Annotated in this window: 30 protein-coding genes; all 30 read left to right on the top strand. The window is 38.3% G+C overall.

Annotated elements, in window-relative coordinates; all coding sequences use genetic code 11:
- Nucleotides 1-6: 6 nt before the first annotated feature.
- A complete protein-coding gene (locus D8793_RS02595) occupies nucleotides 7-672 on the top strand; it encodes a potassium channel family protein (RefSeq protein WP_125370469.1) in 666 nt (221 codons plus the stop codon).
- A 158-nt stretch (nucleotides 673-830) separates the two neighbouring features.
- Complete coding sequence (locus tag D8793_RS02590; RefSeq protein WP_125370468.1) at nucleotides 831-1,385, top strand: GNAT family N-acetyltransferase; 555 nt, start codon at nucleotides 831-833, stop codon at nucleotides 1,383-1,385.
- 75 nt (nucleotides 1,386-1,460) lie between these two features.
- Nucleotides 1,461-1,823, top strand: a complete 363-nt coding sequence (locus D8793_RS02585; protein WP_125370467.1) for a TIGR02328 family protein — start codon at nucleotides 1,461-1,463, stop codon at nucleotides 1,821-1,823.
- Nucleotides 1,824-1,917: 94 nt separating this feature from the next.
- Complete coding sequence (gene rimM, locus D8793_RS02580; RefSeq protein ID WP_125370466.1) at nucleotides 1,918-2,436, top strand: ribosome maturation factor RimM; 519 nt, start codon at nucleotides 1,918-1,920, stop codon at nucleotides 2,434-2,436.
- Nucleotides 2,426-3,157 (top strand): tRNA (guanosine(37)-N1)-methyltransferase TrmD, encoded by a 732-nt coding sequence (gene trmD, locus D8793_RS02575; protein ID WP_045497615.1) that lies wholly within the window; start codon nucleotides 2,426-2,428, stop codon nucleotides 3,155-3,157. Before rimM ends, trmD begins: the two co-directional genes overlap by 11 nt.
- 260 nt (nucleotides 3,158-3,417) lie before the next feature.
- Nucleotides 3,418-4,350, top strand: coding sequence for a metal ABC transporter solute-binding protein, Zn/Mn family (locus D8793_RS02570; RefSeq protein WP_125370465.1), 933 nt, complete (start codon nucleotides 3,418-3,420; stop codon nucleotides 4,348-4,350).
- An 8-nt stretch (nucleotides 4,351-4,358) separates the two neighbouring features.
- Nucleotides 4,359-7,655 (top strand): pneumococcal-type histidine triad protein, encoded by a 3,297-nt coding sequence (locus tag D8793_RS02565; protein WP_125370464.1) that lies wholly within the window; start codon nucleotides 4,359-4,361, stop codon nucleotides 7,653-7,655.
- Nucleotides 7,656-7,886: 231 nt separating this feature from the next.
- Nucleotides 7,887-10,331: a CAP domain-containing protein gene (locus D8793_RS02560; RefSeq protein ID WP_125370463.1), complete on the top strand. Its 2,445-nt coding sequence runs from the start codon at nucleotides 7,887-7,889 to the stop codon at nucleotides 10,329-10,331.
- 195 nt (nucleotides 10,332-10,526) lie between these two features.
- Nucleotides 10,527-11,621 (top strand): ferrochelatase, encoded by a 1,095-nt coding sequence (hemH, locus tag D8793_RS02555; protein ID WP_125370462.1) that lies wholly within the window; start codon nucleotides 10,527-10,529, stop codon nucleotides 11,619-11,621.
- Nucleotides 11,622-11,742: 121 nt separating this feature from the next.
- Nucleotides 11,743-13,575 (top strand): excinuclease ABC subunit UvrC, encoded by a 1,833-nt coding sequence (uvrC, locus tag D8793_RS02550; protein ID WP_125370461.1) that lies wholly within the window; start codon nucleotides 11,743-11,745, stop codon nucleotides 13,573-13,575.
- Nucleotides 13,576-13,691: 116 nt separating this feature from the next.
- Nucleotides 13,692-14,258: an SMI1/KNR4 family protein gene (locus tag D8793_RS02545; protein ID WP_125370460.1), complete on the top strand. Its 567-nt coding sequence runs from the start codon at nucleotides 13,692-13,694 to the stop codon at nucleotides 14,256-14,258.
- A gap of 152 nt (nucleotides 14,259-14,410) precedes the next feature.
- A complete protein-coding gene (locus D8793_RS02540; RefSeq protein WP_125370459.1) occupies nucleotides 14,411-14,866 on the top strand; it encodes an SMI1/KNR4 family protein in 456 nt (151 codons plus the stop codon).
- A 117-nt stretch (nucleotides 14,867-14,983) separates the two neighbouring features.
- Nucleotides 14,984-15,283, top strand: coding sequence for an SMI1/KNR4 family protein (locus tag D8793_RS12095; protein ID WP_260471102.1), 300 nt, complete (start codon nucleotides 14,984-14,986; stop codon nucleotides 15,281-15,283).
- 491 nt (nucleotides 15,284-15,774) lie between these two features.
- A complete protein-coding gene (imm47, locus tag D8793_RS02530) occupies nucleotides 15,775-16,572 on the top strand; it encodes an Imm47 family immunity protein (RefSeq protein ID WP_125370458.1) in 798 nt (265 codons plus the stop codon).
- A 50-nt stretch (nucleotides 16,573-16,622) separates the two neighbouring features.
- Entirely contained in the window at nucleotides 16,623-16,934 is a 312-nt protein-coding gene (locus D8793_RS02525) for a hypothetical protein (RefSeq protein ID WP_125370457.1), read from the top strand.
- A 43-nt stretch (nucleotides 16,935-16,977) separates the two neighbouring features.
- Nucleotides 16,978-17,544 carry an SMI1/KNR4 family protein gene (locus tag D8793_RS02520; protein ID WP_125370456.1) on the top strand — a complete coding sequence of 189 codons (567 nt, stop codon included), beginning with the start codon at nucleotides 16,978-16,980 and terminating at the stop codon, nucleotides 17,542-17,544.
- 173 nt (nucleotides 17,545-17,717) lie between these two features.
- Nucleotides 17,718-18,083 (top strand): hypothetical protein, encoded by a 366-nt coding sequence (locus D8793_RS02515; protein WP_125370455.1) that lies wholly within the window; start codon nucleotides 17,718-17,720, stop codon nucleotides 18,081-18,083.
- Nucleotides 18,084-18,123: 40 nt separating this feature from the next.
- On the top strand, nucleotides 18,124-18,435 hold the full coding sequence (locus D8793_RS02510) for a hypothetical protein (RefSeq protein WP_125370454.1): 312 nt from the start codon (nucleotides 18,124-18,126) through the stop codon (nucleotides 18,433-18,435).
- A 129-nt stretch (nucleotides 18,436-18,564) separates the two neighbouring features.
- On the top strand, nucleotides 18,565-18,960 hold the full coding sequence (locus D8793_RS02505) for a hypothetical protein (protein ID WP_125383875.1): 396 nt from the start codon (nucleotides 18,565-18,567) through the stop codon (nucleotides 18,958-18,960).
- A gap of 109 nt (nucleotides 18,961-19,069) precedes the next feature.
- The gene (locus D8793_RS02500; RefSeq protein ID WP_260471100.1) at nucleotides 19,070-19,375 is read left to right on the top strand and encodes a hypothetical protein; all 306 of its coding nucleotides are present in this window, start codon (nucleotides 19,070-19,072) and stop codon (nucleotides 19,373-19,375) included.
- An 88-nt stretch (nucleotides 19,376-19,463) separates the two neighbouring features.
- On the top strand, nucleotides 19,464-19,844 hold the full coding sequence (locus tag D8793_RS02495; RefSeq protein WP_125370451.1) for an immunity 22 family protein: 381 nt from the start codon (nucleotides 19,464-19,466) through the stop codon (nucleotides 19,842-19,844).
- A gap of 10 nt (nucleotides 19,845-19,854) precedes the next feature.
- The gene (locus D8793_RS02490) at nucleotides 19,855-20,244 is read left to right on the top strand and encodes a hypothetical protein (RefSeq protein WP_125370450.1); all 390 of its coding nucleotides are present in this window, start codon (nucleotides 19,855-19,857) and stop codon (nucleotides 20,242-20,244) included.
- The gene (locus D8793_RS02485) at nucleotides 20,241-20,720 is read left to right on the top strand and encodes a hypothetical protein (protein WP_125383874.1); all 480 of its coding nucleotides are present in this window, start codon (nucleotides 20,241-20,243) and stop codon (nucleotides 20,718-20,720) included. Before D8793_RS02490 ends, D8793_RS02485 begins: the two co-directional genes overlap by 4 nt.
- The gene (locus D8793_RS02480; protein ID WP_125383873.1) at nucleotides 20,717-21,190 is read left to right on the top strand and encodes a hypothetical protein; all 474 of its coding nucleotides are present in this window, start codon (nucleotides 20,717-20,719) and stop codon (nucleotides 21,188-21,190) included. The genes D8793_RS02485 and D8793_RS02480 overlap by 4 nt, the downstream gene beginning before the upstream one ends.
- 270 nt (nucleotides 21,191-21,460) lie before the next feature.
- Complete coding sequence (locus D8793_RS02470; protein ID WP_125372394.1) at nucleotides 21,461-21,943, top strand: Imm6 family immunity protein; 483 nt, start codon at nucleotides 21,461-21,463, stop codon at nucleotides 21,941-21,943.
- Nucleotides 21,944-22,214: 271 nt separating this feature from the next.
- Complete coding sequence (locus D8793_RS02465) at nucleotides 22,215-22,694, top strand: hypothetical protein (RefSeq protein ID WP_125372395.1); 480 nt, start codon at nucleotides 22,215-22,217, stop codon at nucleotides 22,692-22,694.
- An 84-nt stretch (nucleotides 22,695-22,778) separates the two neighbouring features.
- Nucleotides 22,779-23,267 (top strand): Imm6 family immunity protein, encoded by a 489-nt coding sequence (locus D8793_RS02460; RefSeq protein ID WP_125372396.1) that lies wholly within the window; start codon nucleotides 22,779-22,781, stop codon nucleotides 23,265-23,267.
- Between the two features lie 10 nt (nucleotides 23,268-23,277).
- Nucleotides 23,278-23,766: an Imm6 family immunity protein gene (locus tag D8793_RS02455; protein ID WP_125372397.1), complete on the top strand. Its 489-nt coding sequence runs from the start codon at nucleotides 23,278-23,280 to the stop codon at nucleotides 23,764-23,766.
- A gap of 8 nt (nucleotides 23,767-23,774) precedes the next feature.
- Nucleotides 23,775-24,230, top strand: coding sequence for a DUF4274 domain-containing protein (locus tag D8793_RS02450; protein ID WP_125372398.1), 456 nt, complete (start codon nucleotides 23,775-23,777; stop codon nucleotides 24,228-24,230).
- A gap of 143 nt (nucleotides 24,231-24,373) precedes the next feature.
- Nucleotides 24,374-24,877: hypothetical protein (locus D8793_RS02445; protein ID WP_221765965.1), on the top strand; the 504-nt coding region annotated here is incomplete at its 3' end.

Here is a 24,877-nt window from a genome sequence, read left to right as displayed (position 1 = left end):
AAAGAAATGGCAAAACAAACAGTTGGAATCCTCGGCTTGGGGATTTTTGGACAGAGTATCATTGAGGCCTTGATTTCTCAGGATGTAGAAATCATTGCCATTGATAATCACGAAGAGACAATCAATCAGTATGAAGACATGATTGCCGTCGGTGTAATCGGGGACATTACTGATATGGAGCTTTTGGAGGCGGCAGACGTTGGTTCCTGTGATACGGTCGTCGTGGCGACTGGAGAAAGTCTGGAATCCAGTGTCTTAGCGGTCATGCACTGTAAGGCATTGGGCGTTAAAAATGTCATTGCCAAGGTCAAGGATGAAGTGACCCAGCAGGTACTGGAAAAGGTGGGAGCTGATCTGGTTATTCTGCCTGAAGTGGAGGCTGGTATTTCATTGGCCAAGACCATTCTCTTTAACCATTCGATTGAGGTTTTCCAGTTGGATGACGATGTAGTCGTGGCTGAGTTTGAGCTGCCTGCTAGCTGGGTCGGGAAAACAGTTCGTGATGTAGACGCTCGTAGGTTGTATCATCTCAATATTATCGGCTATCGTCTGACAAAAAATCAGCCTTTGGAAAGTCAGTTTACTCCAGACTTTGTCTGGCCAGCAGGAGTCAGCATTATGGCTGTGACAGATAATCAGCATTTGGATAAATTACGTGAAATAGTGAAGTAGCGGCTGGGAGTCCAATCGGGACCAACTATCAGTAGTTCTTAGGAACTCGGCACCTTACTATCATTTCAGAAAAATAAATACATAAGAGCTCTTTCAGGGCTCTTTTTTGAACCCTTTTGTAAAATTTGTTATACTATCACTAGAAAAGGAGTGATTTTATGAGCTTAACCAGCCAGATCATTACAGCAGATTTTCCAGATTTGGATAAGGTAGAAGCCTTGAATAATGAAGCTTTCCCAGAAGAGGAAAGGATACCGCTCAGTGAATTTTTACGATATGAGGAACAGGAAGATGCTAATTTTTTCGCCTTTTATCATGAAAAGGAGTTTGTTGGTTTTGCCTTTGCCATCTCCAACGCGCAAGCCTTTTATGTTAGTTTCTTTGCGATTATGCCGCATCTGCGCAGCCATGGCTATGGCGGTGAAATCATTGAAAAGCTGGTCAATTTCTATCAGAGAACCATGATTTTAGAAATCGAGCGTTTAGACGAGCCTTGTGACAATCTTGAGCAGCGTCAAGCTCGCTGGGATTTCTATCAAAGCAAGGGCTTCCGGTCAGCCAATGCCTTTCTGGAATATGAGGATCTTAGCTTTGAAATCCTTTATCGAGGGGAGTCTTTTGATGAAGAAGCCTATCGGGATATTTTCCACCGACTTCAGGAAGAGAATTATTTCGACTTTGAAATCAAACATAGACGTTTCAGCGATTATTAAAAGGAAGTTCTCTGGAGCTCAATTGCGATTTGGAACAATAAAAGATTGCTTTGTTTTTACTATATGGAGGTTAGAATGAGACTTTGGCATCAAGCACTGATTCCCAAGCTTCCCCGTCCGCAACTACTTGGCCAGCATCGGGAATGCTGCGCCCTTCGTGGCAATGGCTGGGGTAAGAAACATGCGACCGTTGACTATGTTTTTACTCACTCTCCTTACTTGCTTTACCGCTACCATGAGCTGATTATGGAGGAGATGAGCAAGCGAGGTTATCGTGTGTCCCCAGAGTGGCTGGAGCGGGACTATCGTGGCAAGACTTGTTCGGCTTATGTGCATCTGGAAGAAATGGCTGTGGCGAGCCCTATTTACCCCGAGCATGATACGGCTTACTATGAGGAATGCCTGCAAAATCTCAGAGAAAAAGGCATTGACTTATAGGCTTTTCTGCTGTCTGAGCTAGCTGTCTATCTTGAGAAAAAGCCAGCAAAATGATACAATAAAACGAATAGTAAAAAGATTAACTGGAGTAAAAATGAATTATTTTAATGTTGGGAAAATCGTCAATACTCAAGGTTTACAAGGCGAAATGCGGGTTTTATCAGTGACAGATTTTGCGGAGGAGCGTTTTAAAAAAGGCAATAAACTGGCCCTTTTCGATAAGAAGGATCAGTTTGTCATGGATGTGGAGATTGCCAGCCACCGCAAGGCCAAGAACTTTGATATCATCAAGTTTAAGGGCATGTACCATATCAATGACATCGAGAAATTTCGTGACTATAGTCTGAAAGTAGCCGAAGAAGACTTGGCTGATTTGGAAGATGGGGAGTTTTACTACCATGAGATTATCGGTCTTGAAGTTTATGAAAATGATGTTCTGCTAGGTACGATTAAGGAGATTCTCCAGCCAGGAGCCAATGATGTCTGGGTAGTCAAACGTAAAGGTAAGCGTGATTTGCTGCTGCCTTATATTCCTCCAGTGGTGCTAGGAATTGACATCGAGCAAGGTCGGGTTGATGTAGAGATACCGGAAGGACTGGACGATGAAGATTGATATTTTGACCCTCTTTCCGGAGATGTTTGCGCCCTTGGAGCACTCGATTGTGGGCAAGGCTAGAGAAAAAGGCCTCTTGGAAATCAACTACCATAATTTTCGAGAAAATGCGGAAAAATCTCGGCATGTGGATGATGAGCCTTATGGTGGCGGTCAGGGTATGCTGCTGCGGGCTCAGCCTATTTTTGATGCCTATGATGCCATTGAAAAGAAGCAGCCGCGCGTGATTTTGCTGGATCCTGCCGGACGTACCTTCGACCAAGCCTATGCTGAGGAGCTGGCTCAGGAAGAGGAATTAATCTTCATCTGTGGTCACTATGAGGGGTATGATGAGCGGATCAAGACCTTGGTGACGGACGAGATTTCGCTGGGTGACTATGTCCTGACCGGAGGAGAATTGGCGGCTATGACCATGATTGATGCGACAGTTCGCCTGATTCCAGAGGTTATTGGCAAGGAAGTCAGTCATACAGATGACAGCTTTTCATCTGGACTCTTGGAGTATCCTCAGTACACTCGTCCTTATGACTATCGGGGCATGGTTGTTCCGGAAGTTCTCATGAGTGGCCACCACGAAAATATCCGCAAGTGGCGTCTTTATGAAAGTCTGAAAAAAACCTATGAGCGTCGTCCCGACTTGCTGGAAAACTATGAATGTACAGCCGAAGAAGCTAAAATGTTGGAAGAAATTCGGGCCAATAGTAGGGATAGTGAACACTAGTCCTTTCTATCAAGTAGCAAAATTTAGATATTGATTTCTCAAAGCCACGTTTGTGGCTTTCTTAATTTGTATGAAGAGCTGGAAAATTTTTGAAAAAATTCAAACTTCCTTCTTGACAGAAAAAATAAAAAGGAGTATTATCTTAACTAGTTAATAAACCAGTTAACAAAAGAAGCTATTTTTTTAAGCAATTCTTTGGAAAGAATGTTTTGAAAATAGTTCTTTCTTTGAATGATTGCTAAACTGGTTAAGGAGTTAAAATGAAAATCAAAAAAGTTTTGATAGCTTTAAGTCTAGTCTTGCTGGGGCTTGGCCTTGCTGCTTGTAGCAAAAAGGAAGCAAGCGGTGCTGGTAGCAAACGCGGGCTCAATATTGTCACGAGTTTTTACCCGATTTATTCGATGGTCAGAGAAGTTTCTGGAGACTTAAATGATGTACGGATGATTCAGTCGGGTGCAGGGATTCATGAATTTGAGCCGTCAGCCAGCGATGTAGCGGCTATTTATGAAGCGGATGTCTTTGTGTATCATTCGCGGACTTTGGAGTCTTGGGCTGGTAGTTTGGATCCTAGTTTACAAAAGTCCAAGGTAGCGGTCGTAGAAGCTAGCAACGGGATGCAGTTGGACAAGGTGGCCGGCCTAGAAGAAGTATCCGCTGAGGAAGGGATTGATGAAAAGACCCTCTATGATCCACATACTTGGCTAGATCCTGAAAAAGTGGCAGAAGAGGCGCAACTCATCGCTCAAGAATTGTCCAAGCTAGATAGTAAAAATGCGGAAACCTATCAAAAAAATGCTCAAAAATTTGCAGAGAAGGCAAAGGCCCTGAGCGAAAAATATAAAGGAGTATTTAGCGGACTAGATGAAAAAACTTTCGTGACCCAGCATACGGCCTTTTCTTATCTAGCCAAGCGTTTCGGTCTCAAGCAATTAGGGATTTCAGGCATTTCGCCAGACCAAGAACCTAGTCCAAGGCAGTTGACGGAGATACAAGATTTTATCAAGACCTATAAAGTCAAGACGATTTTTGTTGAGAGCAATGCTTCTTCTAAGCTGGCTGAAACCTTGAAGAAGGCGACAGGAGTCAACTTAAAGGTGCTGAATCCTCTCGAAGCAGATCCTGAAAATGACAAGACCTATCTTGAAAATTTAGAAGATAATTTAGAAATTTTAGCCAAAGAATTAAAACATTGAGGTGATGTATGAAAAAGAAATATATTATTAGTTCAGTTGCGGCACTAGCTACACTTGGTGTGTGCGGTTATGCGATCATGCAGTATCAAGCAGATAAGCCACAAGAACAAGCAACAAATCGAGTGGCCTATGTAGAAAAGAAATCTGCAAAGAAGCAGGACAATAAATCTCAAAAAGCGGAGAAATTGACACCTGAGCAGATTCAGGCCAAAGAAGGCATTACTGCTGAGCAGATTGTTGTCAAGATTACGGACCAAGGCTATGTGACTTCACATGGTGATCACTATCATTACTATAATGGCAAGGTTCCCTTTGATGCAATTCTGAGTGAAGAGTTGATCATGCGGGACCCAAATTATCAATTGCAAGAATCAGATATTGTCAACCAAGTGAAAGATGGCTATATTATCAAGGTTGCAGGCAAATATTACCTATATCTGACCAATGCTAAAGAAACCAGCAATGTCCGTTCAGTTGATGAAATCGCACGGCAAAGACAAATTCATCCTAGCAAGGAAGAAGGCGAAGGCAGTTCTGAAGCTAAATCGGGTCAAACTGTTAGCAGAAAAACACAAGACTTCAGTCGTCCAAGTGCCGCTTATGCTGCAGGAAAGAGAACCTATCAAGCAGAAGGCACTGCATCGAGTCGGAGCAATGGCGCCTATACAACAGATGACGGCTATGTTTTCAGTCCATCTGATGTGATTTCGGATACAGGAGATGGATTCCTTGTGCCACATGGCGGTCATATACATTATATTCCTAAAAGTGATCTGTCGCCAGGTGAATTAGCGGCTGCCCAAGCCTACTGGGATTCCTTGCAGCGAGGCAAGCAAGCAGCTAGTCCAGCTGAAAATCCTACTACAGGGGGAGAAGCTTCTGCTCCTACAGCTAAAGCATCGGAAAATCAACATGCAGGAACTGCGACTAAGCCAGCGTATCAAGCTGATAAGGGACAGACTGCTAAGCCAGCTCAACCGTCCAAACCTGCCCAATCAGATGCTGGGCACGGAGCTAAACCAGCTGAAAAAGCAGAAGATGCACCATCAAGTTACCAAACCTTACTTGAGAAGCTCTACCATACACCAAAAGAAAAACGCTATGCTGAAAAAGATGGTCTTGTCTTTGATCCAAGCAAAATCGTTAGACGGACTGCAGAAGGAGTGGCCATTCCACATGGAAATCACTATCACTTTATCCCTTACAGCAAACTGTCTGCCCTAGAAGAAGAAATAGCTCGGAACATTCCTGTTACTGGTCAGAAGACTTATCCTAAGGCTGCTGCAAGTACACCAAGCCAGCCTAGCCAACCAGCAAATCCAAGTCAACCAGCCAAACCAGCTGATAAAGATGAGCACGATCATGGTTTCCATGCTGAGCATGTCATCTCAAAAGATGAGGAAGGATACGTTGTCCAACACGGCGGCCATGCACATTATTTCTTCAAAAAAGATTTGACCAAAGATCAGATTGCAGCAGCAGAAGCCAATCTGGCTAAGCACAAAGATTCAAGTCAGTCCAGTCAAGTCAGCACAGAATATGACCGTTTTTCTCGTGACGCAAGTGACGAAGAGAAAATCGCTTATATTTCCAAGACTTATGGCGTACCGCGTGAAGCGATTAAGATTTCAAAAGGCTTCTTTGTCTTTAATAATCCAGATCAAGACTACGATCCGACACATATCCATCCATACGCTGTTCGAAAAGAGCACGTTCGGATTCCTCTAGAAACTGGAAATCCAGAGCTGGACTTCCTAAACGAGCTTTATACAACAGCCCTGCGTTCAGGTCTGTCTCCGTACAGTATTCAGGTGGAAAATGGTCAGTTTGTCATTCCGCATGGCGATCACAACCACTACATCCGTGTCCAATCCAAAGGATTGAATCTGGGCTTGAAGAATAAAATTCCAGCCTTACAATCAGCTTATCAAGCAGGAGGCTATGATGAAAAGGCTGTTCTTGAAAAGGTGGATGCCCTCTTGGCAGCTAGCCGAACCATTTATGCTAAAGACTTGCTCATGCAGCGTCGAATCGAGCTAGCCCTCGGTAATTTTGTAGAAACCATGAAGCAATTACCAAGCAACTCAACTGAGGGATATTTGGCAAGCCTGGATCAATTTGATAAGCACTACATCCATGTTGACGAGAAAGCGAAAACGGAAGAGCTGACAGAAGTTGATAAAAAATATCAAGAATTGGTTGACAAGATCAAACGTTTGGAAACGGACAGCTACAATGTGAATAAAACCAGCTTGCTCAGTGAATTGCAGGCAGCTAAGGTAGAAAAAAATGAAGCTAAGATGGCTGAGATTGAGCAACTCTTGGCAAGCCTGCAAGATTATCAAGATCGGACAGGAGTGACCTCCGTTGAATATCTCAAAGCTTTCTATCTTGCGGTTGATGATGCTCGTTTGCAGCCAGAACTTCGTAAGAAAGTTGCTGATTTGACGCTCAAGCTTTATAAATCTCAGGCCTTTATCGAAGCGGTCGATCTGAAAGCTCTTTTCTTGGAACTCTATCAAACCAAGCTAGAAGTTGATAAGGCTCTGGCAAGTGGCGAGGCAGCTTCAGCCAAGGATAAAACGGTTCTGGATACCGAAAAGCTGGACGATCACAGTTATAAGACGGCTATCTATGGTTTCTTGAAAGAATTGTATGGAGAATTTGCACCGCAGCCTACAGAGGAAATCTCAGAAGCAACTCTCCAAGCTCTCTTCCAAAAAGGTCAAGAACTTTTGGAAAAAGTAACGAATTCGACTCTGCAAGAAAATTATCAAAAGCAACTCGCAGCACTTCGAACTGATTTGCAAGAAGCACGAAAAGATAGAGAAACAATCTTAGCAGAAACGAAAACGCTCTTGACCCAAATCGTTGAAACCTTAAAGGAACAGCAGGCATCTGCAGCGCTCAAGGATAAAGAGATCTATCTTAAAATTTACAATTTGCTGATGTCCGCCCACAAGATGCTTGAGGAACAACAGGGAACAGATGAGCAATTTGCCAAGGTAGATGCTCTATTGGATAAATTATCCGATCCGAGTTTGGACAAAGCAGCTTTGCTAGCCGAAGCAGAAGCATTCTTTAATCAGCTTCAAGCCAACAAGCCTGCTCCGACTGAAGCTAAAACTGAGATGGAGGCCAGTCCGGCTGAGGAGACTAAAAAAGAAACACCTAGCGAGGCTCCTAAAGAGACAGTGGAAGAGTCAAACTCACCTGCCACTCCTGAAGTAGAAAAATCAAATTCAGCAGCTCCTTCAGAAAAAGCTCCTGAAAGTCAAGTGACATCAGAAGCAAATAAGCAGTAAAGAAATTTTTTCTAAATAAATGGAAATGAGGAGCGGAAGAGGCGAAAAATGCTTTAAATCCGCTCTATTTCTATATTCTTAGGATGGAGCGTTCGATTTTTGTCATAAAATTGTAATAGAATTTCTATTTAAATGATATGGTTTTGACTGGTTTAACCAGTCATTTTATGTTAGTATTATAGCATAGGACTGATTGTAAAATGATACATGTGCTATTAGAAGGAGATGTCTATGGACAAGAAAATTGGTAAATCCGTTGTAGCAACTGGCATTGCAGCGACAACGATTATTTCTGGTGCGCTCAGCCATCAGGTAAAAGCGGATGAACTCGTTGAGTCAACGGCTACGAAACCAAAGGAAACAGCAGTTACCGAGAAACCAATTACGACAGCGGATGTAGCAGAAGCGAAGGAAAAAGCGGATGCTGCCAAGAAAAATGTAAATCAGCAACAAGAGCAAACTAAGAAAGCTGAAGCAGACCTTGAAGGAGCTAAAACTGCAGTTTCAGAGGCTCAAGAGAAAGTGGCTACAGCTACTGAAAATGAAAAAGCAGCAACTGAAGAAAACATTTCTCAAGCAGAGACCAATGTTAAAAAAGCTGAAGAAGAAGTAACAGCAAAATCAGAAACTGTCAAAGAAGCAGAAACTACTGTACAAGAAGCAAGTCAAGCAGTTAAAGACCAAGAAAATACAATAGCTGGTCAACAATCATTGGTAGATGTGGCAGAATCTGAACTAAACAAAGCCAAAGAACCAGTTCATGCAGAAACTGCTGCTGTAGAAACTGCTAAAAATCAGGAAAATCAAGCTCAGACAGCTGTGAAGCATGCTAAAAATGAACTAGCAAAAGCAGAACAAGCAGCAAATGCTGCGCCACAAAATCAAGCAGAAATCCAAAACAAAATCAATCAAACTCAGGCTAAGTTAGAACAGACCAAGCAATTGATTGCTGCAACAAATACAGAGTTGGTGCATGAACAGAAAAATGCAAGTACAGCACCGGTTGATTTACGAAATACGACCTATTCGCAATTCTTAGAGAATCTTCGAGATAATTCGAATAATGAAGCCGTAAGAAATGCTGCAGCTGATGCTTTAGCTCTTTACAAACGTGGTCAGAATGAATTTAAGATCACGGTTGGTTCAGATCCATCTAGCCCAGCCAGCTTGGAAAATAACTTGCAGGCTTTGGAATTGGTTAAGGCTATCAATGCTTACCGTCGTAATGCGGGTCTCCCAGAGCTTTTGGTGGATCCATATGCTAATGTTGCCAGCCAAATTCAGACCTTGTACTTTGAGAAGGAAAATTGGCACATGGGCAAGCTGATTGGCAATGAAAACGTAGCTATTAGCTTCGATCCTCAAGGTGCGGTTAATTTCTGGCATAGTGAAAAAGCCTTGTATCAGAAGATTGCTGCTCAATACGGCTTGCCAACTGATGAAAGACAACTGGATGCCAATGATATTTATATGAAGGTAGGGCCTAACGTCTTTGCGCAAATCGGTCACTATGTCCAAATGATGGATAACAAGGCCAATGCTATTTCTGCAGCATATGACACTCATCCAAATCAGTTTGGAACTCCGCATGGAACTTCAGAAGTTGGATTCCACAATGTTCGTAATTTCAACCAAAGAGTCAATAATGGCACACTGCTAACAGTTGAAGCGATGGAGAAACTTCTTCGCAGCGGCGGCAGTCGTGGGGCTGCTTCAAGTGCCAATGTGACAGCCTTGAAGAATCGTTTGGCAGAGTTACAAGCGCAAAAAGTTAGTCAAGAGTCTGGCTTGAATCTTTTAAATAATCAGTTGACAGATTCATACCAAGCACAGAAAGATCGTGCGGCTGCTGTTGTAAAAGCTAAGCAGAATCTTGAAGCTGCTGAGAAAGCCTTAGCTCTGACTCAACAAAACTTGTCAGATAAAAAGGCTGCTTTGAAATCAGCAACAGCTAGAATCGCGTCTGCCCTCTCTCCATATCAAGCCAAATTACAAAAAGCTCAGGCAACCTTAGTAGAGGCTAAGAATCAGCTCGCAGCTTTGAAGACGGCTGAGGAAAACAAGAATAAGGACTTAGAAGCAGCTAAAGCTGAATTGGTCGCTGCTCAAAATCGTGTAGCAGCGGCTCAGAAGAAAGTTTCAGATCTGAAAACAGCTCCACAACAATTGGAAAAAGCTAAGCAAGACTTGGTTGCAGCAGAGGCTGACCTGAAGGCTAAACAAGCTATTGCTGAGACTGAGAATGCAAAATTAGTTGATTTGCAAACAGTCTACAATGAGTTGCTAGCAAATTACAATTATTTGCTAGACCTTCTTCCAAAAGAAGTGCGCCAAGCCCTAGTATCTGCCACTACAACTACTTATCAAGCAAATGGTGGACTTAATTTTGCAGCAGCAGGTGCAGGTAGTCAAACGGTTCTGACTTCGAATGCAAATTCAGCTTCTCAAGATGAGAAGGATGCATCGGTTGAAACATTGGCTAACGTAGCTGCTCAAGTTCAGCCAAAGACTGATAATAATACTAATACTCCAGCGACTCCTAAAGCTTCGCCTAGCCAGTCAGTTGTCCTTCCTAATACAGGAACGGAAGCGGAACAATTAGCCTTCCTTGGAATGACTCTCGGTGCAGCTCTTCTCGCAGGTGCAGTGAAACATCGCCGCAGAAAAACTTTATAGTATATAATAGTGAAGTGAGTGTTACATCTCACTTCATTTTTTATTGGCTAATTAGTTTGATTGAAACAAATTTAAGAAGAAAATTTTTTGAGACTCAAATAATTCTTAAATTTAGCTAGAAAGCACTCCTTTTATCTGCTTTTCAGGGGATATCATGTTATAATAGCAGAGGATTTTATACAAAAAGAGGAACTTATGACTAAAAAAGCTATTCTAATGATGACCTTTGGATCGCCAGAGGGCTATACTTTTGAGGATATTGCAGAATTTTTCACGAATATCCGTCGTGGTGTGCGGCCTACTGATCAGGAGATTCAGCACCTTCATGATAATTATCAGCGTATTGGTGGCAGTCCCCTGCAACGCATCACACGGGCAGAAGTTGAGCTGGTGAAAGAAGCTTTAAAGGGAGAGTATGCTGTCTATTTTGCTAATAAATTTTCTCGCCCCTTTATTCCAGATGTTATTAAGCAGATGGAGAATGACGGGATTGAGGAATGTATCTGCTTGATTTTAGAACCGCATTATTCTTTTTACTCTGTCATGGGGTATGAAAAATTTATTACGAGTCAGACAATTAAATTCCATATTATCAAAGAATGGTATCAGGCTGAGGACTTGCTTCGCTTTTGGGAGAAAGAAATCAGGAAAATCTTGCAAACGCAAGTCAAAGATGAAAGTTTTAAGGTCATCTTTTCAGCTCACAGTGTGCCAGTTTTAGCGCTTGATTTTGAAGATCCATATATTGATCAGATTATTGAAAACTCACAGTTGATTGCACATCGGCTGGGCCTTGCTCCATCTGAGTATACCAATACCTGGCAGAGCGAAAGCGATATTGGATTGCCGTGGATCAAGCCAGATGTTTTAGAATATCTCCGAGATCAAACGAACCATCCGCAACATTATATCTTTGTCCCAATCAGTTTCATCAGCGAACATATCGAGGTACTGTTTGATAATGATGTGGAGTGTCAGGAATTGTGCCAAGAACTCGGTGTGGTTTATCATCGTCCACCAATGCCTAACACAGACTCCCGTTTGATTGATGCATTATTAGCAACTATTCGTCAGCATGAAACAGAAGAGCTTCGATACCTGCACCCAGAAGAAACAACCTTTGACGAATTGGCTCCTTCAGAAGAAAGTAATCAAATCTTAAGCGAAACAGAAGAACTTCAAATGCCTGAATTTGTCAAAAAGTTAATAGAGAAAAAGGGCAGAGAAAATGTCAAAATGCCTTATTTCATAAAGAAAATGTTAGAAAAAAGAGCGCGAGAAACAAAGTAAGTCTAAGATCTACCAACCTAGAAATAAACATTTGCAACGAGGAATGATCATGAATTGTTAGGAAAGTGCATGCTCTAGGAAATTGAAAAATTTCTATTGAAAAGATAGGGTTTTGGAAAATATGTCTACAAACAAGCTAATTCAAACCAAGCTGGAACTGTTGCCGACCAGTCCCGGCTGTTACATTCACAAGGACAAAAACGGTACTATTATCTATGTCGGCAAAGCCAAGAATCTACGTAATCGGGTTCGCTCTTATTTTCGTGGCAGCCACGATACTAAGACGGAGGCTCTGGTTTCAGAGATTGAGGATTTTGAGTTTATTGTTACTGAGTCTAATATTGAGGCCTTGCTCCTAGAAATCAATCTAATCAAGGAAAATAAGCCCAAGTACAATATCATGCTCAAGGACGATAAGTCCTATCCTTTTATTAAGATTACCAACGAAGTCTATCCGCGTCTGATCATCACGCGCCAAGTCAAAAAAGATGGCGGTCTTTATTTTGGACCTTATCCAGACGTCGGTGCAGCCAATGAAATCAAGCGCCTGCTCGATCGAATTTTCACATTCAAAAAATGTACCAATCCACCTGCAAAAGTCTGTTTTTATTATCACTTGGGGCAATGCGAAGCCCATACGATTTGCAAGCGGGATAGCCAGTATTTCAAGAATATGGCTCAGGAAGTGTCGGACTTTCTCAAGGGACAGGATGATAAGATTATCGATGAGCTGCGTGATAAGATGAATAAAACAGCTGCAGCTATGGAGTTTGAGAGAGCGGCTGAATACCGTGACCTGATTCAGGCTATTGGAACCTTGCGTACCAAGCAGCGGGTTATGGCCAAGGATTTGCAGAATCGTGATGTTTTTGGTTACTATGTGGATAAGGGCTGGATGTGTGTGCAGGTCTTCTTTGTGCGCCAGGGCAAGTTGATTGAGCGTGATGTCAATCTTTTCCCCTATTACAATGATCCCGACGAAGATTTTCTGACCTATATTGGCCAGTTTTACCAAGGAAAGTCCCACCTCAAGCCCAATGAAATCTTGATTCCAGCAGACATTGATGAAGAAGCTGTCCGGGCCGTGGTGGATACCAAAGTAGTCAAGCCTCAGCGAGGCGAAAAGAAACAGCTGGTCAATCTGGCTATTAAGAATGCTCGGGTCAGCCTTCAGCAGAAATTTGACCTTTTGGAGAAATCCGTTGAGAAAACGCAGGGCGCTATAGAAAATCTAGGGAAGCTCCTCAATATTCCGACACCCGTTCGGATTGAGTCTTTCGATAACTCCAATATCATGGGAACTAGTCCCGTCTCAGCTATGGTGGTCTTTGTCAATGGTAAGCCGAGCAAGAAGGATTACCGCAAATACAAGATCAAGACTGTGGTAGGGCCGGACGACTACGCTAGTATGCGAGAAGTTATCAAGCGCCGCTATAGTCGGGTGATTCGTGACGGGCTGACGCCACCAGACTTGATTGTCATTGACGGTGGACAAGGCCAGGTCAATATTGCTAAAGAAGTTATCCAGAACCAGTTGGGGCTTGATATTCCTATCGCTGGACTGCAAAAAAATGACAAGCACCAGACTCATGAATTGCTCTTTGGCGATCCTCTTCGAGTCGTAGAACTGTCCCGTAATTCTCAGGAATTTTTCCTTCTCCAGCGCATCCAAGATGAGGTCCACCGCTTTGCCATTACCTTCCACCGTCAGCTTCGATCTAAGAATTCCTTCTCATCGCAACTCGATGGCATCGAAGGCTTGGGGCCAAAACGTAAGCAAAATCTCATGAAGCATTTCAAATCACTGACTAAGATTAAAGAAGCCAGTGTCGATGAAATCGTCGAAGTGGGCGTACCGCGAGCGGTGGCAGAAGCTGTGCAGGCAAAACTCAATCAAACAGAGCCATCCCGACCTTTGTTAGAAGTGGCGGAGCCGATTCTAGATATAGATTGAAAGAAAAATTTATCTGATTTTCGAGAGATTCAGATACAGCTTTCAAATACTCATTGATATTGCTCAACCAGATTGATAGAGGATATTTTTGGTGCCAGTAGTGAAAAGAGGCAGATATGTTAAGAATTTTTCCAAATAAAACCGATGGTGTCTTAGATGAAATAGAACAATTGGAGAAAAATTATTCTATGTCCTTGCCTGAAAAATATAAAGAATTTTTATTAAGGTATAATGGCGGAGATACGATTGATGCAACCTTTAAAGTAGAGAAAGTTCGTTCAGATATCCACTCCTTTTATGGTTTTTCATTAGCTAACTATTTTAGTAATTTTAACTATCTAGTCGAAAAAGGATTTTTAGAAGATTTTATTGACAATCATTATCTACCCATAGCTAAAGACAGTTTTGGTAATAGTATTCTAATTGGTGTCGGCGCTAGTACTTATAATAAAGTAGGTTTTTTTGATCATGAAAAGCAAACGTATATTCCATTTACTATCGATTTTATCGAATTTCTAAAAAAGATAAAAAGTCCTGTTGTTCATATTCCATCCATTGAGGAACGAATGAAAGAAATGGAAGAAATTGGAAGTCCTGTTGTAGTTGATGATGAGTTAAAAGCTTTATGGCAAGAAGAAATCGATGAATTTGCAGACCGAGAGCAAGTGATTGTTAAGCTGTAATACTATTTTTACTGACTTTCTGAGTTGACTCTGATTTTGCGATAGATGGACAAGAAAGTCTAAAAGGCATCAAGCCTTTTAACCAAAAGGGGAGCATGTTCAACAAAATCGTAAACCAAAGATTGCGATATTGAAAAGAAGAGGAAAATTTGATGAGCTTAATGATTCGACCACTAGGTCATGCCAGTGATCAAGAAATAAAAGATTTGGAAGAGAAGTACATGCTAACTCTTCCAGAAGACTATAAAAACTTTTTGAAAGAAAACAATGGTGGACGATGTCCTTCCTATGAGTTTGAAAATTCTATTGAGATAAAGAACAACAATGAAGAAATTAATGTTGCTGTTTTATATGGGATTAAGACTGGCGTAAAAAACTCTGATATAGAAGATTGGACTGATGAATACTTAGATGATCTTTTTTCTAATTCAATCATTATAGGTGATTCCTTGCAACATGGTTTTCTTATTTTCTGGTTGAGTGGTGATGAAAATGAAGGTATTTATTACTATGATGATACATATAATCTGGAAGCTTCAAGTGATGAAAATAATGCCTATTTTCTGGTTCGCACTTTTACCGAATTTCTAGAATTAGTCCAAAATTAATGGTAAATGGGAGGGATTAGAATGTGTATTCTCTCTTTTTATTTAGTACTTATTTTAAAAATAGTGGATTGATTGAATTGAAACCCAACAAGATGGCAAGAAGATTTGGAGTTAGAAATGTTAAGAATTTTTCCTTACGATACAGAAGGTGTAGAGCAGGCTATAGCGGATTTTGAAGATAAGTTTACAATCAAGTTTCCAGAAAAATATAAAGAATTTCTACTTAAATATAATGGCGGGAATAGCTTACAAACTAGTTTTAGTATAAATCGTAAAACTTCAGACATACGAGCATTTTATGGATTTAATAAAGCGAGTCAATACAATAATTTCCAATATTTGATTGAGAGTGGTTTTTTAGAAGAAGTTTTAGACAGAGGTTTTAGACAGAGGTTTTATTCCCATAGCCAAGGATAGTTTTGGGAATTCTATTCTTCTTGGTGTTACAGAAAAAAATTTCAATCAGCTAGCATTTTTTGATCATGAAGGCCAGCTTGTGCGGCCTTTAGAAATCAATTTTGAAGACTGGGTGGCTAAACTTAAAAGCAAAAAGAAAAAGATTCGCACGATTGAAGAAAGAATCGCCGATATGAGAGCTGTAGGTAGCAAAAAAGAATTACACCTGGATTAAAGGAAATCTGGCAAGAAGAAATTGATAGATATGCTGGTCGTGAGCAAGTGATTGTTAAGTTGTAGTCTTATTTTGTTTAATGTGATAACCTGATGTTGTCACATTTTTATTTTTTGGAGAGTTTCTGTTATACTAGATTTGTTCATCATTGACGTTCTAAGCTACTTTCCTGATGGAACTGGCACTATCAATCTATCTCAGTCAAAGATGTATAATTTATCGGAACGTATTTCTATCATGAAAATGGCTATAGGAAAAGAAGGATTAGGATAATTGTATGGAAAATAATTTATTGTTGACAGGGATAGATTTCGGCCTGGTTAGTTCCTCTTCTCTTGAAAATTTGAAAAATGATCTACTGTTTTTATCTGATGAAAAAGATTGTGTCTTACTCATCGCAGAAATTTTAAAGAAGGGAGATTTTTCGGTTAAACCGTTGCTGATTGAGCTGATGAATCAGACTAAAGATGAGTCTGTATTAAATTTGTGTATTCGACTTTTTTGCTCTATTTGTAGCAATGAAGATTTAAGGGATATTTCCAATCTTAGATTTTTATCCGATACGTCGGAATTTGCAATTTTCACATTTGTTACGGGTGCTGTGGAAGCTATGTCCTATGAGGTGATTCCGTATTTACTTGCGCTCTGGGACAAGTGGGAAGATACGAATTCTGATATTGAAAATGCGATCAAAGATGCATTAGATTATTATTTTTATGATCAGGAATTGTTGACGGATGAATCAACTAAGGAAGAGGTTGAAGAATTATGGACTCTGGTACATGATCGTAGAGATCCAGATACCTATTATTACAAGGGCTATCCTGTATTTCCAGGAATGTTCGCTAAGGAACTCATGACCTCATTGTATGCAGGTATTCAAATTGAAGGTAAATTTCATAAATACCTTCAATCTGCTCTTCTTTCTACATATACTGGTAAAAGAGTTTCAGTCAAAAACAATGAAAGGATTTCTAAAAAAGATATCGAGTCTATGGTAGAATACATTGAAAATGTATCAAAACAAGAATGGATAGAAGGAAGAAAATATTTTTATGGTTTTGAAGTTAAATAAGTCCTTCAACTCGATGAATTGCTAGCAATTTGGCAAGAAAGAGGAATAAAATGACAATTGAGAAAGAGTTGGAAAAAATAGTGGAAAGCATTTCATTGATTCAAATAAGTCAAGCTGAGGTGCCGTTTTCAGAAGATGTTCTAGAAGATTTCACAGACTATTTAAGGGACTACATTCCAAATCATGTAGGTTGGATACAAAAGGGAAATGAAAAGCTGGTTCAGTCTCTTACAAAAGACAATCAGTTGGACAGAGAAGCAATTTCACAGATGATAGTAGGTCTACGCAATCTATCTTTGGATTTTGAGGAATTATGTGACATATTGCTTAAACTTTCCGATGAAATAGCTAGAAAAAGCTGAAATTCAAGTATACTGGCTATTCAAGAACAAAAAAGGAGAAAAAATGTTAAGAATTTTTCCATTTGATAAAACAGGTGTTTTAGAGGCAGTGGCTCAATTTGAAAAAAATCATGACATTTTGTTGCCGGAAGAATATAGAACCTTTTTAATAAACTATAATGGTGGAAATGCCTTACAGACAAGCTTTAAAATAAAGAAAGAGAGTGCGGATATTCGAGCCTTTTATGGTTTTGAAAATGCTGATTACGAATACAATTTCCAGTATTTTCTTGACCATGACTTTCTATCCGAGCATATCCAAGCTGGCTACCTACCGATTGCAGAGGATAGTTTTGGAAATTATATTCTTTTGGGAATTTCTAAACAAAATTATAATCTCATAGCATTTTTTGATCATGAAAAACAAAAAATTATTCCCTTCCATCTTTCGTTTAAAGAATTTATAGCCATCATTAAAAGTAAGGTATGTAAGATTAAATCTATTGACGAAAGAATTCAAAAAATGAAAGAGGTAAATAGTCCAGTCATTGTTGATGATGAATTGATAGCAATCTGGCAAGAAGAAATCGATAGATATGCTGGTCGTGAGCAAGTGATTGTTAAGTTATAGTCTTATTTCGTTTAATGTGATAACCTAATGTTATCACATTTTCATTTTTCCTAGAGTTTTTGTTATACTAGTTTTATTGTATATTGATTTTTAACAACCTGTCTATTTTGTGAGAGGCAGATATTGTTTTGAAGTCAAATACTTTCCTAAATAGAATGAATTAAAGGACACTTATGAAACAATTATTGGAAGAATTAACAACCCTTTATTCGAAGTTAAATTCCCATTATAACGAGCATTTAATAAATCCAGAAAAGATATCGGATGTTTGTGATGACATTCGTGAAGATTTCCAAGAAGACATCGATACTCTTGCAAGAGGGCTTGCTACAATGAAAAATTTAGACTTAGAATCAATACATGATACTGCTAATCAAGCCTATCTAAATGGGATGTATGATATCTATACTGCATTGCTAAATATTGAAAATTATGTAGCCGATTTAAGGGAGATTCACATTCAAATTTCAAAGAAGATTAGAGAAATCAATGGCGAAATTGTTGATGAAGATGTGATTGGCAAAGAAGATAGAAAATGAGTTTACTCGGCGAATGGATCGATTTTAAAAAGGAGCAGTCATGCATAAATTTATGGCCAAAATAAAGTCAGATAATAGCGATACGAAAATTTTGAAAATAATTAGAGATTTCAGTCATGAACCAATCGGAGCAATCAAGGAAAAAATGACTCATCATATGGTTGTGCTTGAAACAGAATATCTGAATTTAGAGCGACTAAAGAGCTTTAAAAAGACAGTAGAAGAGATAACCGAATTGGGCGGGGAGCTTCAATTATTTCTTGATGATGAAAAGGTAACCATGCAATTTTTGAGCCATGTCATTGAGTCACAAGAAGATACCAAAAATCAAATTGAGGAAGACGATTTTTAATATATTCGATGATGCGAAGTAATGGTTCCGACTTCCCAACATAGTAATAATGCGAAATTGTTCCCTCTCAGTCAAGATTGTGGTCTTTGAAGATAGAAGTAGATGATAAATATATAAGGAAAGTAGAAAGTGAAAGAAGTACTAGAAAATTTGCATCAGGCATGCTCAACACTTAATGATAAATTTAATGGAAAACTGCTTGATCAGGAGAAGTTAGATGATTTTCTGGAGGACATTCGTGATGACTGGGATTCAAGTTTTGAACAGTTAAAAGATGGTCTTCAGATCTTGGAAAGTCAGGTTGAATCAATTGAATCTTCAAGAAACAGGGTCTATACAAAAGGGATTATTGAAATTTTTTGGGGACTGAGGCGACTAGAGGTTTTATTGGATGATGCGGATGACTTGCTGGTAGCCCTAAATAAGAAATTGATGTTTGAAAGCGGAGAAACATCTGAGGAAGAATACCTAGATGATGGAATCCTAAATGTTAAATATCTGGATGAAGATGGTGACTCAGATTAAATCAAGTTTCTCGAATAACTACAGATGGGGTGACCGAGTGAGGGAATTCTTTTAATGGAAGATGTTTATAAAGGAGCGAATGGTGTCAATAATCTACGCAAAGGTCAAAATGTCAGATAATATCTTACAGGCATGTAAAATAATGAGGAAACATAGCACTTTGCCAATTGGTGAAATCAAGACGAGAATAGAGAGAAATGAGACTTTGTTAGAAAGTGATTATCTGGATCTAGACCAGTTAATAGTTATGCAAGAAATTCTCGCTAGTCTCATAGGTTTAGGTGCAAAAATTAACTTGTACAAAGGACAAGCTGAAGTGGATATGGGATTTCTAAATAATACCATTGAAACCTATAAAAATATTGCTGCTGATAGAGAGAAACTAGATGAACTAATGCTCGATAGTGAGGGATAAAAGCTATAAGTTCTAGCATCAGTAGCATTTTTAGAATAAGCCTAGAATTTTTAATAGCGCGACTTTCAGTATAAATAGAGGTGAGAATATGGAGACTGAAAATACAGTATCAATTTGGGTTGGAAATTTTGCAAGTAGGGAAGAGCTGGATACCTATATCGACTTAAGGTATAATGATGACGGAGAAATTATCAGTTCCAAGTTTTATGATGCTTTTCAAATTGATATCGATGATATTGACGAATACCTAATCGAAAAAGAATATCTTGATTCAAGATTTTTAAATGTATATGACCATTTAATCGAAGCCTCATATGCAGATGTTGTCATAGATAATTTAAAGAAGATTGAAGATGGCTTAGCCATACCTGAAAGTAATTCCATTATTTTGCTTTATAATTATAAATATTGTGGGCAAGACGAAGAGCAGCCCAATATCAAATTTATTGCGACAGTTGATTATAGATAGGTGTAGGATAATGAATGAGCTAATAACGAGGTATATCAGCTTTTGTGAGAACTTAAATCAGAACTGCAATGGAAAGCTTTTAAGTGGTGACAGCCTAGATGATTTAAAAAGCTGTGAAAAAGCTATAAATGGATGTTTGAACCAATTAAATAGCGGGCTTAGCTTGTTAGAAAAAAAGAAAAATGAAATTTCATTATCTCAAGAACCCTCTTATACATCTGGATTTGTAGATATCTTTTTAGCTCTAGACGGTCTGGAGGATGCATTTTCTGAACTAAAACACATTTCAATAGTAATGAATAAGCACTTTATGTATGAAAGTGGAGAAATATCTGAGGAAAAATTCCTAGATGATGGTATTTTAAATGTAGAAATAGTGGATGCAGGAGATGAAGAATGAAGCTAGATACTAGAGTCGAACAAGCTTTAATAGAAATCAATTTCGTAGAACGATATGAAAATATTTCTAAAAAATACAATAGGGAGAGAACTCCGAAAGGTCAAGAATTAGATTATTTTGATGGCGATTTTCTGATGGAAATTGTGGAATTATTAGGCTACAAAGTGCAGTATGATAGACGAGAACGTTTTTTCCATATTAAACTGGAGGAAATCGGACATTTTCGTTTTGGCTTTCATTTTGCTTTTGAAAGTGGTCGATTAGAATTGATTTGGGTTGTTTATGAAGGAGATAAAGTTGTCCTTGGTTCTCCTTGGACTAGATATCCAAGGTTGATGATTGCGCGTGATTATATTATAAAACAGCCAATTGTTTCCGATTATGTTGATTTTCGAGACATTATGAAAATCGCTTTTGACATGTATGAGGATTTCAAGCAAGCATTTTTGAAGGCTGCTACAGGAGATGAAGAATGAAGCTAGATACTAGAGTTGAACAAGCTTTAATAGAAATCAATTTCGTAGAACGATATGGAAATATTTCTAAAAAATACGATAGGGAGAGAACCCCAAAAGGTCAAGAATTGGATTACTTTGACGGTGATTTTCTGATGGAAATTGTGGAATTATTAGGCTACAAAGCTCAATATGATAAACGAGAGCGCTTTTTCTATATTGACTTGGAGGAAATCGGACATTTTCGTTTTGGCTTTCATTTTGCTTTTGAAAGTGGTCGATTAGAATTGATTTGGGTTGTTTATGAAGGAGATAAAGTTGTCCTTGGTTCTCCTTGGACTAGATATCCAAGGTTGATGATTGCGCGTGATTATATTATAAAACAGCCAATTGTTTCCGATTATGTTGATTTTCGAGACATTATGAAAATCGCTTTTGAAATGTATGAGGATTTCAAGCAAGTATTTTTAAAGATTGCTAAAGATAAATAATTTAAAAAATCAAAATATGGAACCTGAAAAAGTAAAAGGTACATTAGAAATGTATCAATCTAATCCAATTGGTGTATGTACTTCGTGCATTTCTGGCATCACAAATGATGCTGCTAAAGAAGGAATTTTTTTACAATTTTNAAAAAAATATCCAGATTTAAAAATTGTTGTTACATCAGTCAAGAGAGATGGTGTTAGAAAAGTTGGAAGGTTAAATTTCACAATCCAAAATGGAAAGTATTTGAAGTAGTGAGGTAAGGAAAGTAAAAAATGAGTAAAAATATAAACGCAATATATAAACTAGGGATTGCTACGTGGTTATCCAAATCTATGCAGGAAAGTAAGTTTTATAAAAATATTGATGAGCTTCTTGAAGCTTGTTGGAAATGGGTAGAAAATCAGGAGGTGTCAGCAGATTATTTATACTCTCTTCTTGATGATGGGACTGAATTCGGAGGAGCTTTTATTTATATGGAAGAGGATGATCCAAAATATGACTCAAGGTGGAACTGTATCTTTGAAGCGGGTGCTTCGATATCTTCATTAGCTTTTGAGTTCGAGAGGAAAAAATATATACCTGCTTTATTAGAAGAAATTGATTCTGAACAAGAAGAGGAGTATTTCAATGAACAATTACAGGATATTTTTGGAAACAAAATTGATGTTTTAGAAAATTACAAAAAATATTTATCAAGCAATTCTGATATAACAAAAGATGGAATTTTAAATGAATTATCAGAGATACTCGGTTAAATGTGAAGTTAGTAATATGTCATTTTATCAGCTGTTAAACTGTTGGGTTAAATAAATATATCCAAAACATAGAGTTGGTAGATAGCTTTTTTAAAGATTGATGAATATAATTGATATACATAAAACGAAATCATCCAATTCATATGGGTGGTTTTCTCGTTTTTCAAAAGTTTTTGTTATACTAGATTTCTATTGGTCACACAATTATCTGGTTGTGATATAATATGTCCAAAGTACGCCCTAGAATTACAATTCACTGAGGAATAAATAGATGAAATTAGATACTAGAGTTGAACAAGCTTTATATAATATAAATTTTGTAGAAAAATATGAGAATATTTCTAAAAAATACAGTAGGGAAAGAACTCCGGAAGGCCAAGAATTGGATTATTTTGACGGTGATTTTTTGATGGAAATTGTGGAATTATTAGGCTACAAAGTGCAGTATGATAAACAAGAACGCTTTTTCCATATTGATTTGGAGGAAATCGGAAATTTTCGTTTTGGCTTTCATTTTTCTTTTGAATGTGGTCGATTAGAATTGATCTGGGTCATCTATGAGGGAGATAAAGCCATCATGGGTAGCCCCTTTGCATCTTATGCCAAATGGTTAATCTCAAGAGACTATATCATTTTGGATCCCGTAATTTCTGATTACGTTGATTTTAGAGATGTCATGAAAATTGCTTTTGATATGTATGAGGATTTCAAGCAAGCATTTTTGAAGGCTGATGAAGGAGATGAAGAATGAAATTAGACACTAGCTTTAATGGAAAGTCAATATTCTAGAGCTACGATAGCTTTTGCAGCGTCCTAGGTTCGGAAAGGAATCAAAATGGAATTTACTCTTAATCTCAATCTTTTGCAATTTATGCAAAAATTAACGGAACCGCTAGAAACATATATAGGCAACTCGGATTATAAGGAATTTGTGCATGAAACGTTAGACATTGCGGGCCGATTTATTGATAGGCTTAGTGAGTCCGACCCAGACTTTCTGTATGATAGATTGGAAAATTTAGACGAGGAAGACATCTTAACCTATTCGGAGCTGGATAAAAGCACCGATCCAGCTGTGTGGAGATGTATTGATTCTTTCATTGCGTTAGTAGTTTATCAGTCATACAAAGCTGTTGGACAGCGATATTTGCCCCAAACCATAGAGTGTGTGGATGAAGATACGCTCGAAGATTATTTTATTCATTATAAGCAACTGGTTAGAAGCTACAGTGACATTGCAAGGAAAACGAAATTGCTTGAGAAGGAGGCGTATGTCTCAGACTCCTCTGTTATCCCCTACTTAGAATTTTTATTTAAGGAGTAAGTGCGAGAATATGAATACCAATCAACTTTATCTCATGCTGGTCTACTCAGAAGCTATCCTAAGTCATATGGAAACAGAATATAAGCCACAAATTCGAGTTGCCTTGGATGCTTGCTGGAGTTTTTTGGAAAATAAAAACAAAACGGGCAAGGAGCTTTATAGTCTGCTAGATGATGGAACGGATTTTAAGGGAATTTTTATCTACATGCAATTAGACGAGAATGAGGCTAACCTTCCATCGTGGGACAACCTCAGCTATGCAATCGGTGCAACTGCTAGGGAAGCCTATCTGCTGGACAATCAGCAACAATTGCCTTCTCCTTTGGAAAATATTGATTCAAGCTTAGTAGACTTATTTATTGCGAATTTAAAAGAAATCAATATGAATTTTTATAATTATCTTGAAGAAATTAAGGGCTTTGTGAAGAATAATTGTCCTCCTTCAAAAAATACTGCTTTGCAAATATTGGAAAGCTTAGGATTATTAGGAGGGAGTTGAAGTTTTAAATGGATAATCGACAAATTCAGCAAATAGCTGATATTTTGTACGCTGAAAGCAATGCTAAAGCTGTGGCGAGCCTTAAGCAGCTTCAAACTGAAGATGAGCTGTTTGTCTTGCTGGACAATTTTAACTGGGATAATGGATTTGAAGTGCCAAAAGCAGTGCTTAATCATTCCAAGTGTAGTCTTTCAGTGGCTTTATTAGCTTTCTATCGTGCAGATGGCATCAGGTATTTACTTGAGGGAGAGGCAGCCTTTGAAAATCCGCTATCAGAGGAGTGGGAAGGTTTTGTAAAAGATGTCTATACTAAAATTCTTGTAGGCCAATTTCCAAGTGGGACTATCTCTTTTCAGCCCGAAATAACGAAGATTCAAAAATTTAAACTAACAAAATTAAGACCAGAAATTGATGAAGTATTTCTTGAAGGTATTTCGGGCAAAGATTTGAATGTAGTCATTTAATGAAATAAATAGTAGAGCCATCCCGTCATTTGTTAGATGTTGCTGAGCCTTTAGTAGAGTTGGATAGTTAATATATAAAGCAAGACCGTGAAAACGGTCTTTTGTGGTATAATTATGATTAAACTAAGGTTTAGAGGTGAAAAATGATTCCGATAAAAAAGAGCAATTCTAAACAAGTATATGAATTTTGTCGTGATATTTATGAGAAATTACCAGAAAAAGACGAATTAGATATGTTAATTTTTAAGAATTTTGGATCTCACAATGGATTGGAAAACTATTTTACACAACAAGATAAAGCCTTTTTAAAACTTATGACGGTGGATTACTCTACCTTACTAAAAGTAAAAGAAAAATTAGATAGTTTATCTGATGTTAAATTGAGTTTTGAAATACGTGTGGATAGATTTAATGATTTGGTTAATCAAATCTATCACTATTTAGATAACACTTTTATAGAAAAATGTAATGGAGAAATTGAGGCTTTAAAAATAGGAGATATTAGTGGTGTAACTACTGGTATTAATTTGAAAAAAATCCTGTTATATAAGAATGATGATAATCTCAAAAAGATTCGAAAAAATAGAAAATTGACTGGAGACTTACTAATTCTTGTTAATAGAATAAGGGATACAAAAGAATTTATC

Origin of the sequence: Streptococcus cristatus (assembly GCF_003943465.1) — a bacterium.
GTDB classification, from domain to species: domain Bacteria; phylum Bacillota; class Bacilli; order Lactobacillales; family Streptococcaceae; genus Streptococcus; species Streptococcus cristatus_C.
Note: the sequence above shows the minus strand (reverse complement) of the source record. Positions and strands in the feature narration are given on the sequence as shown.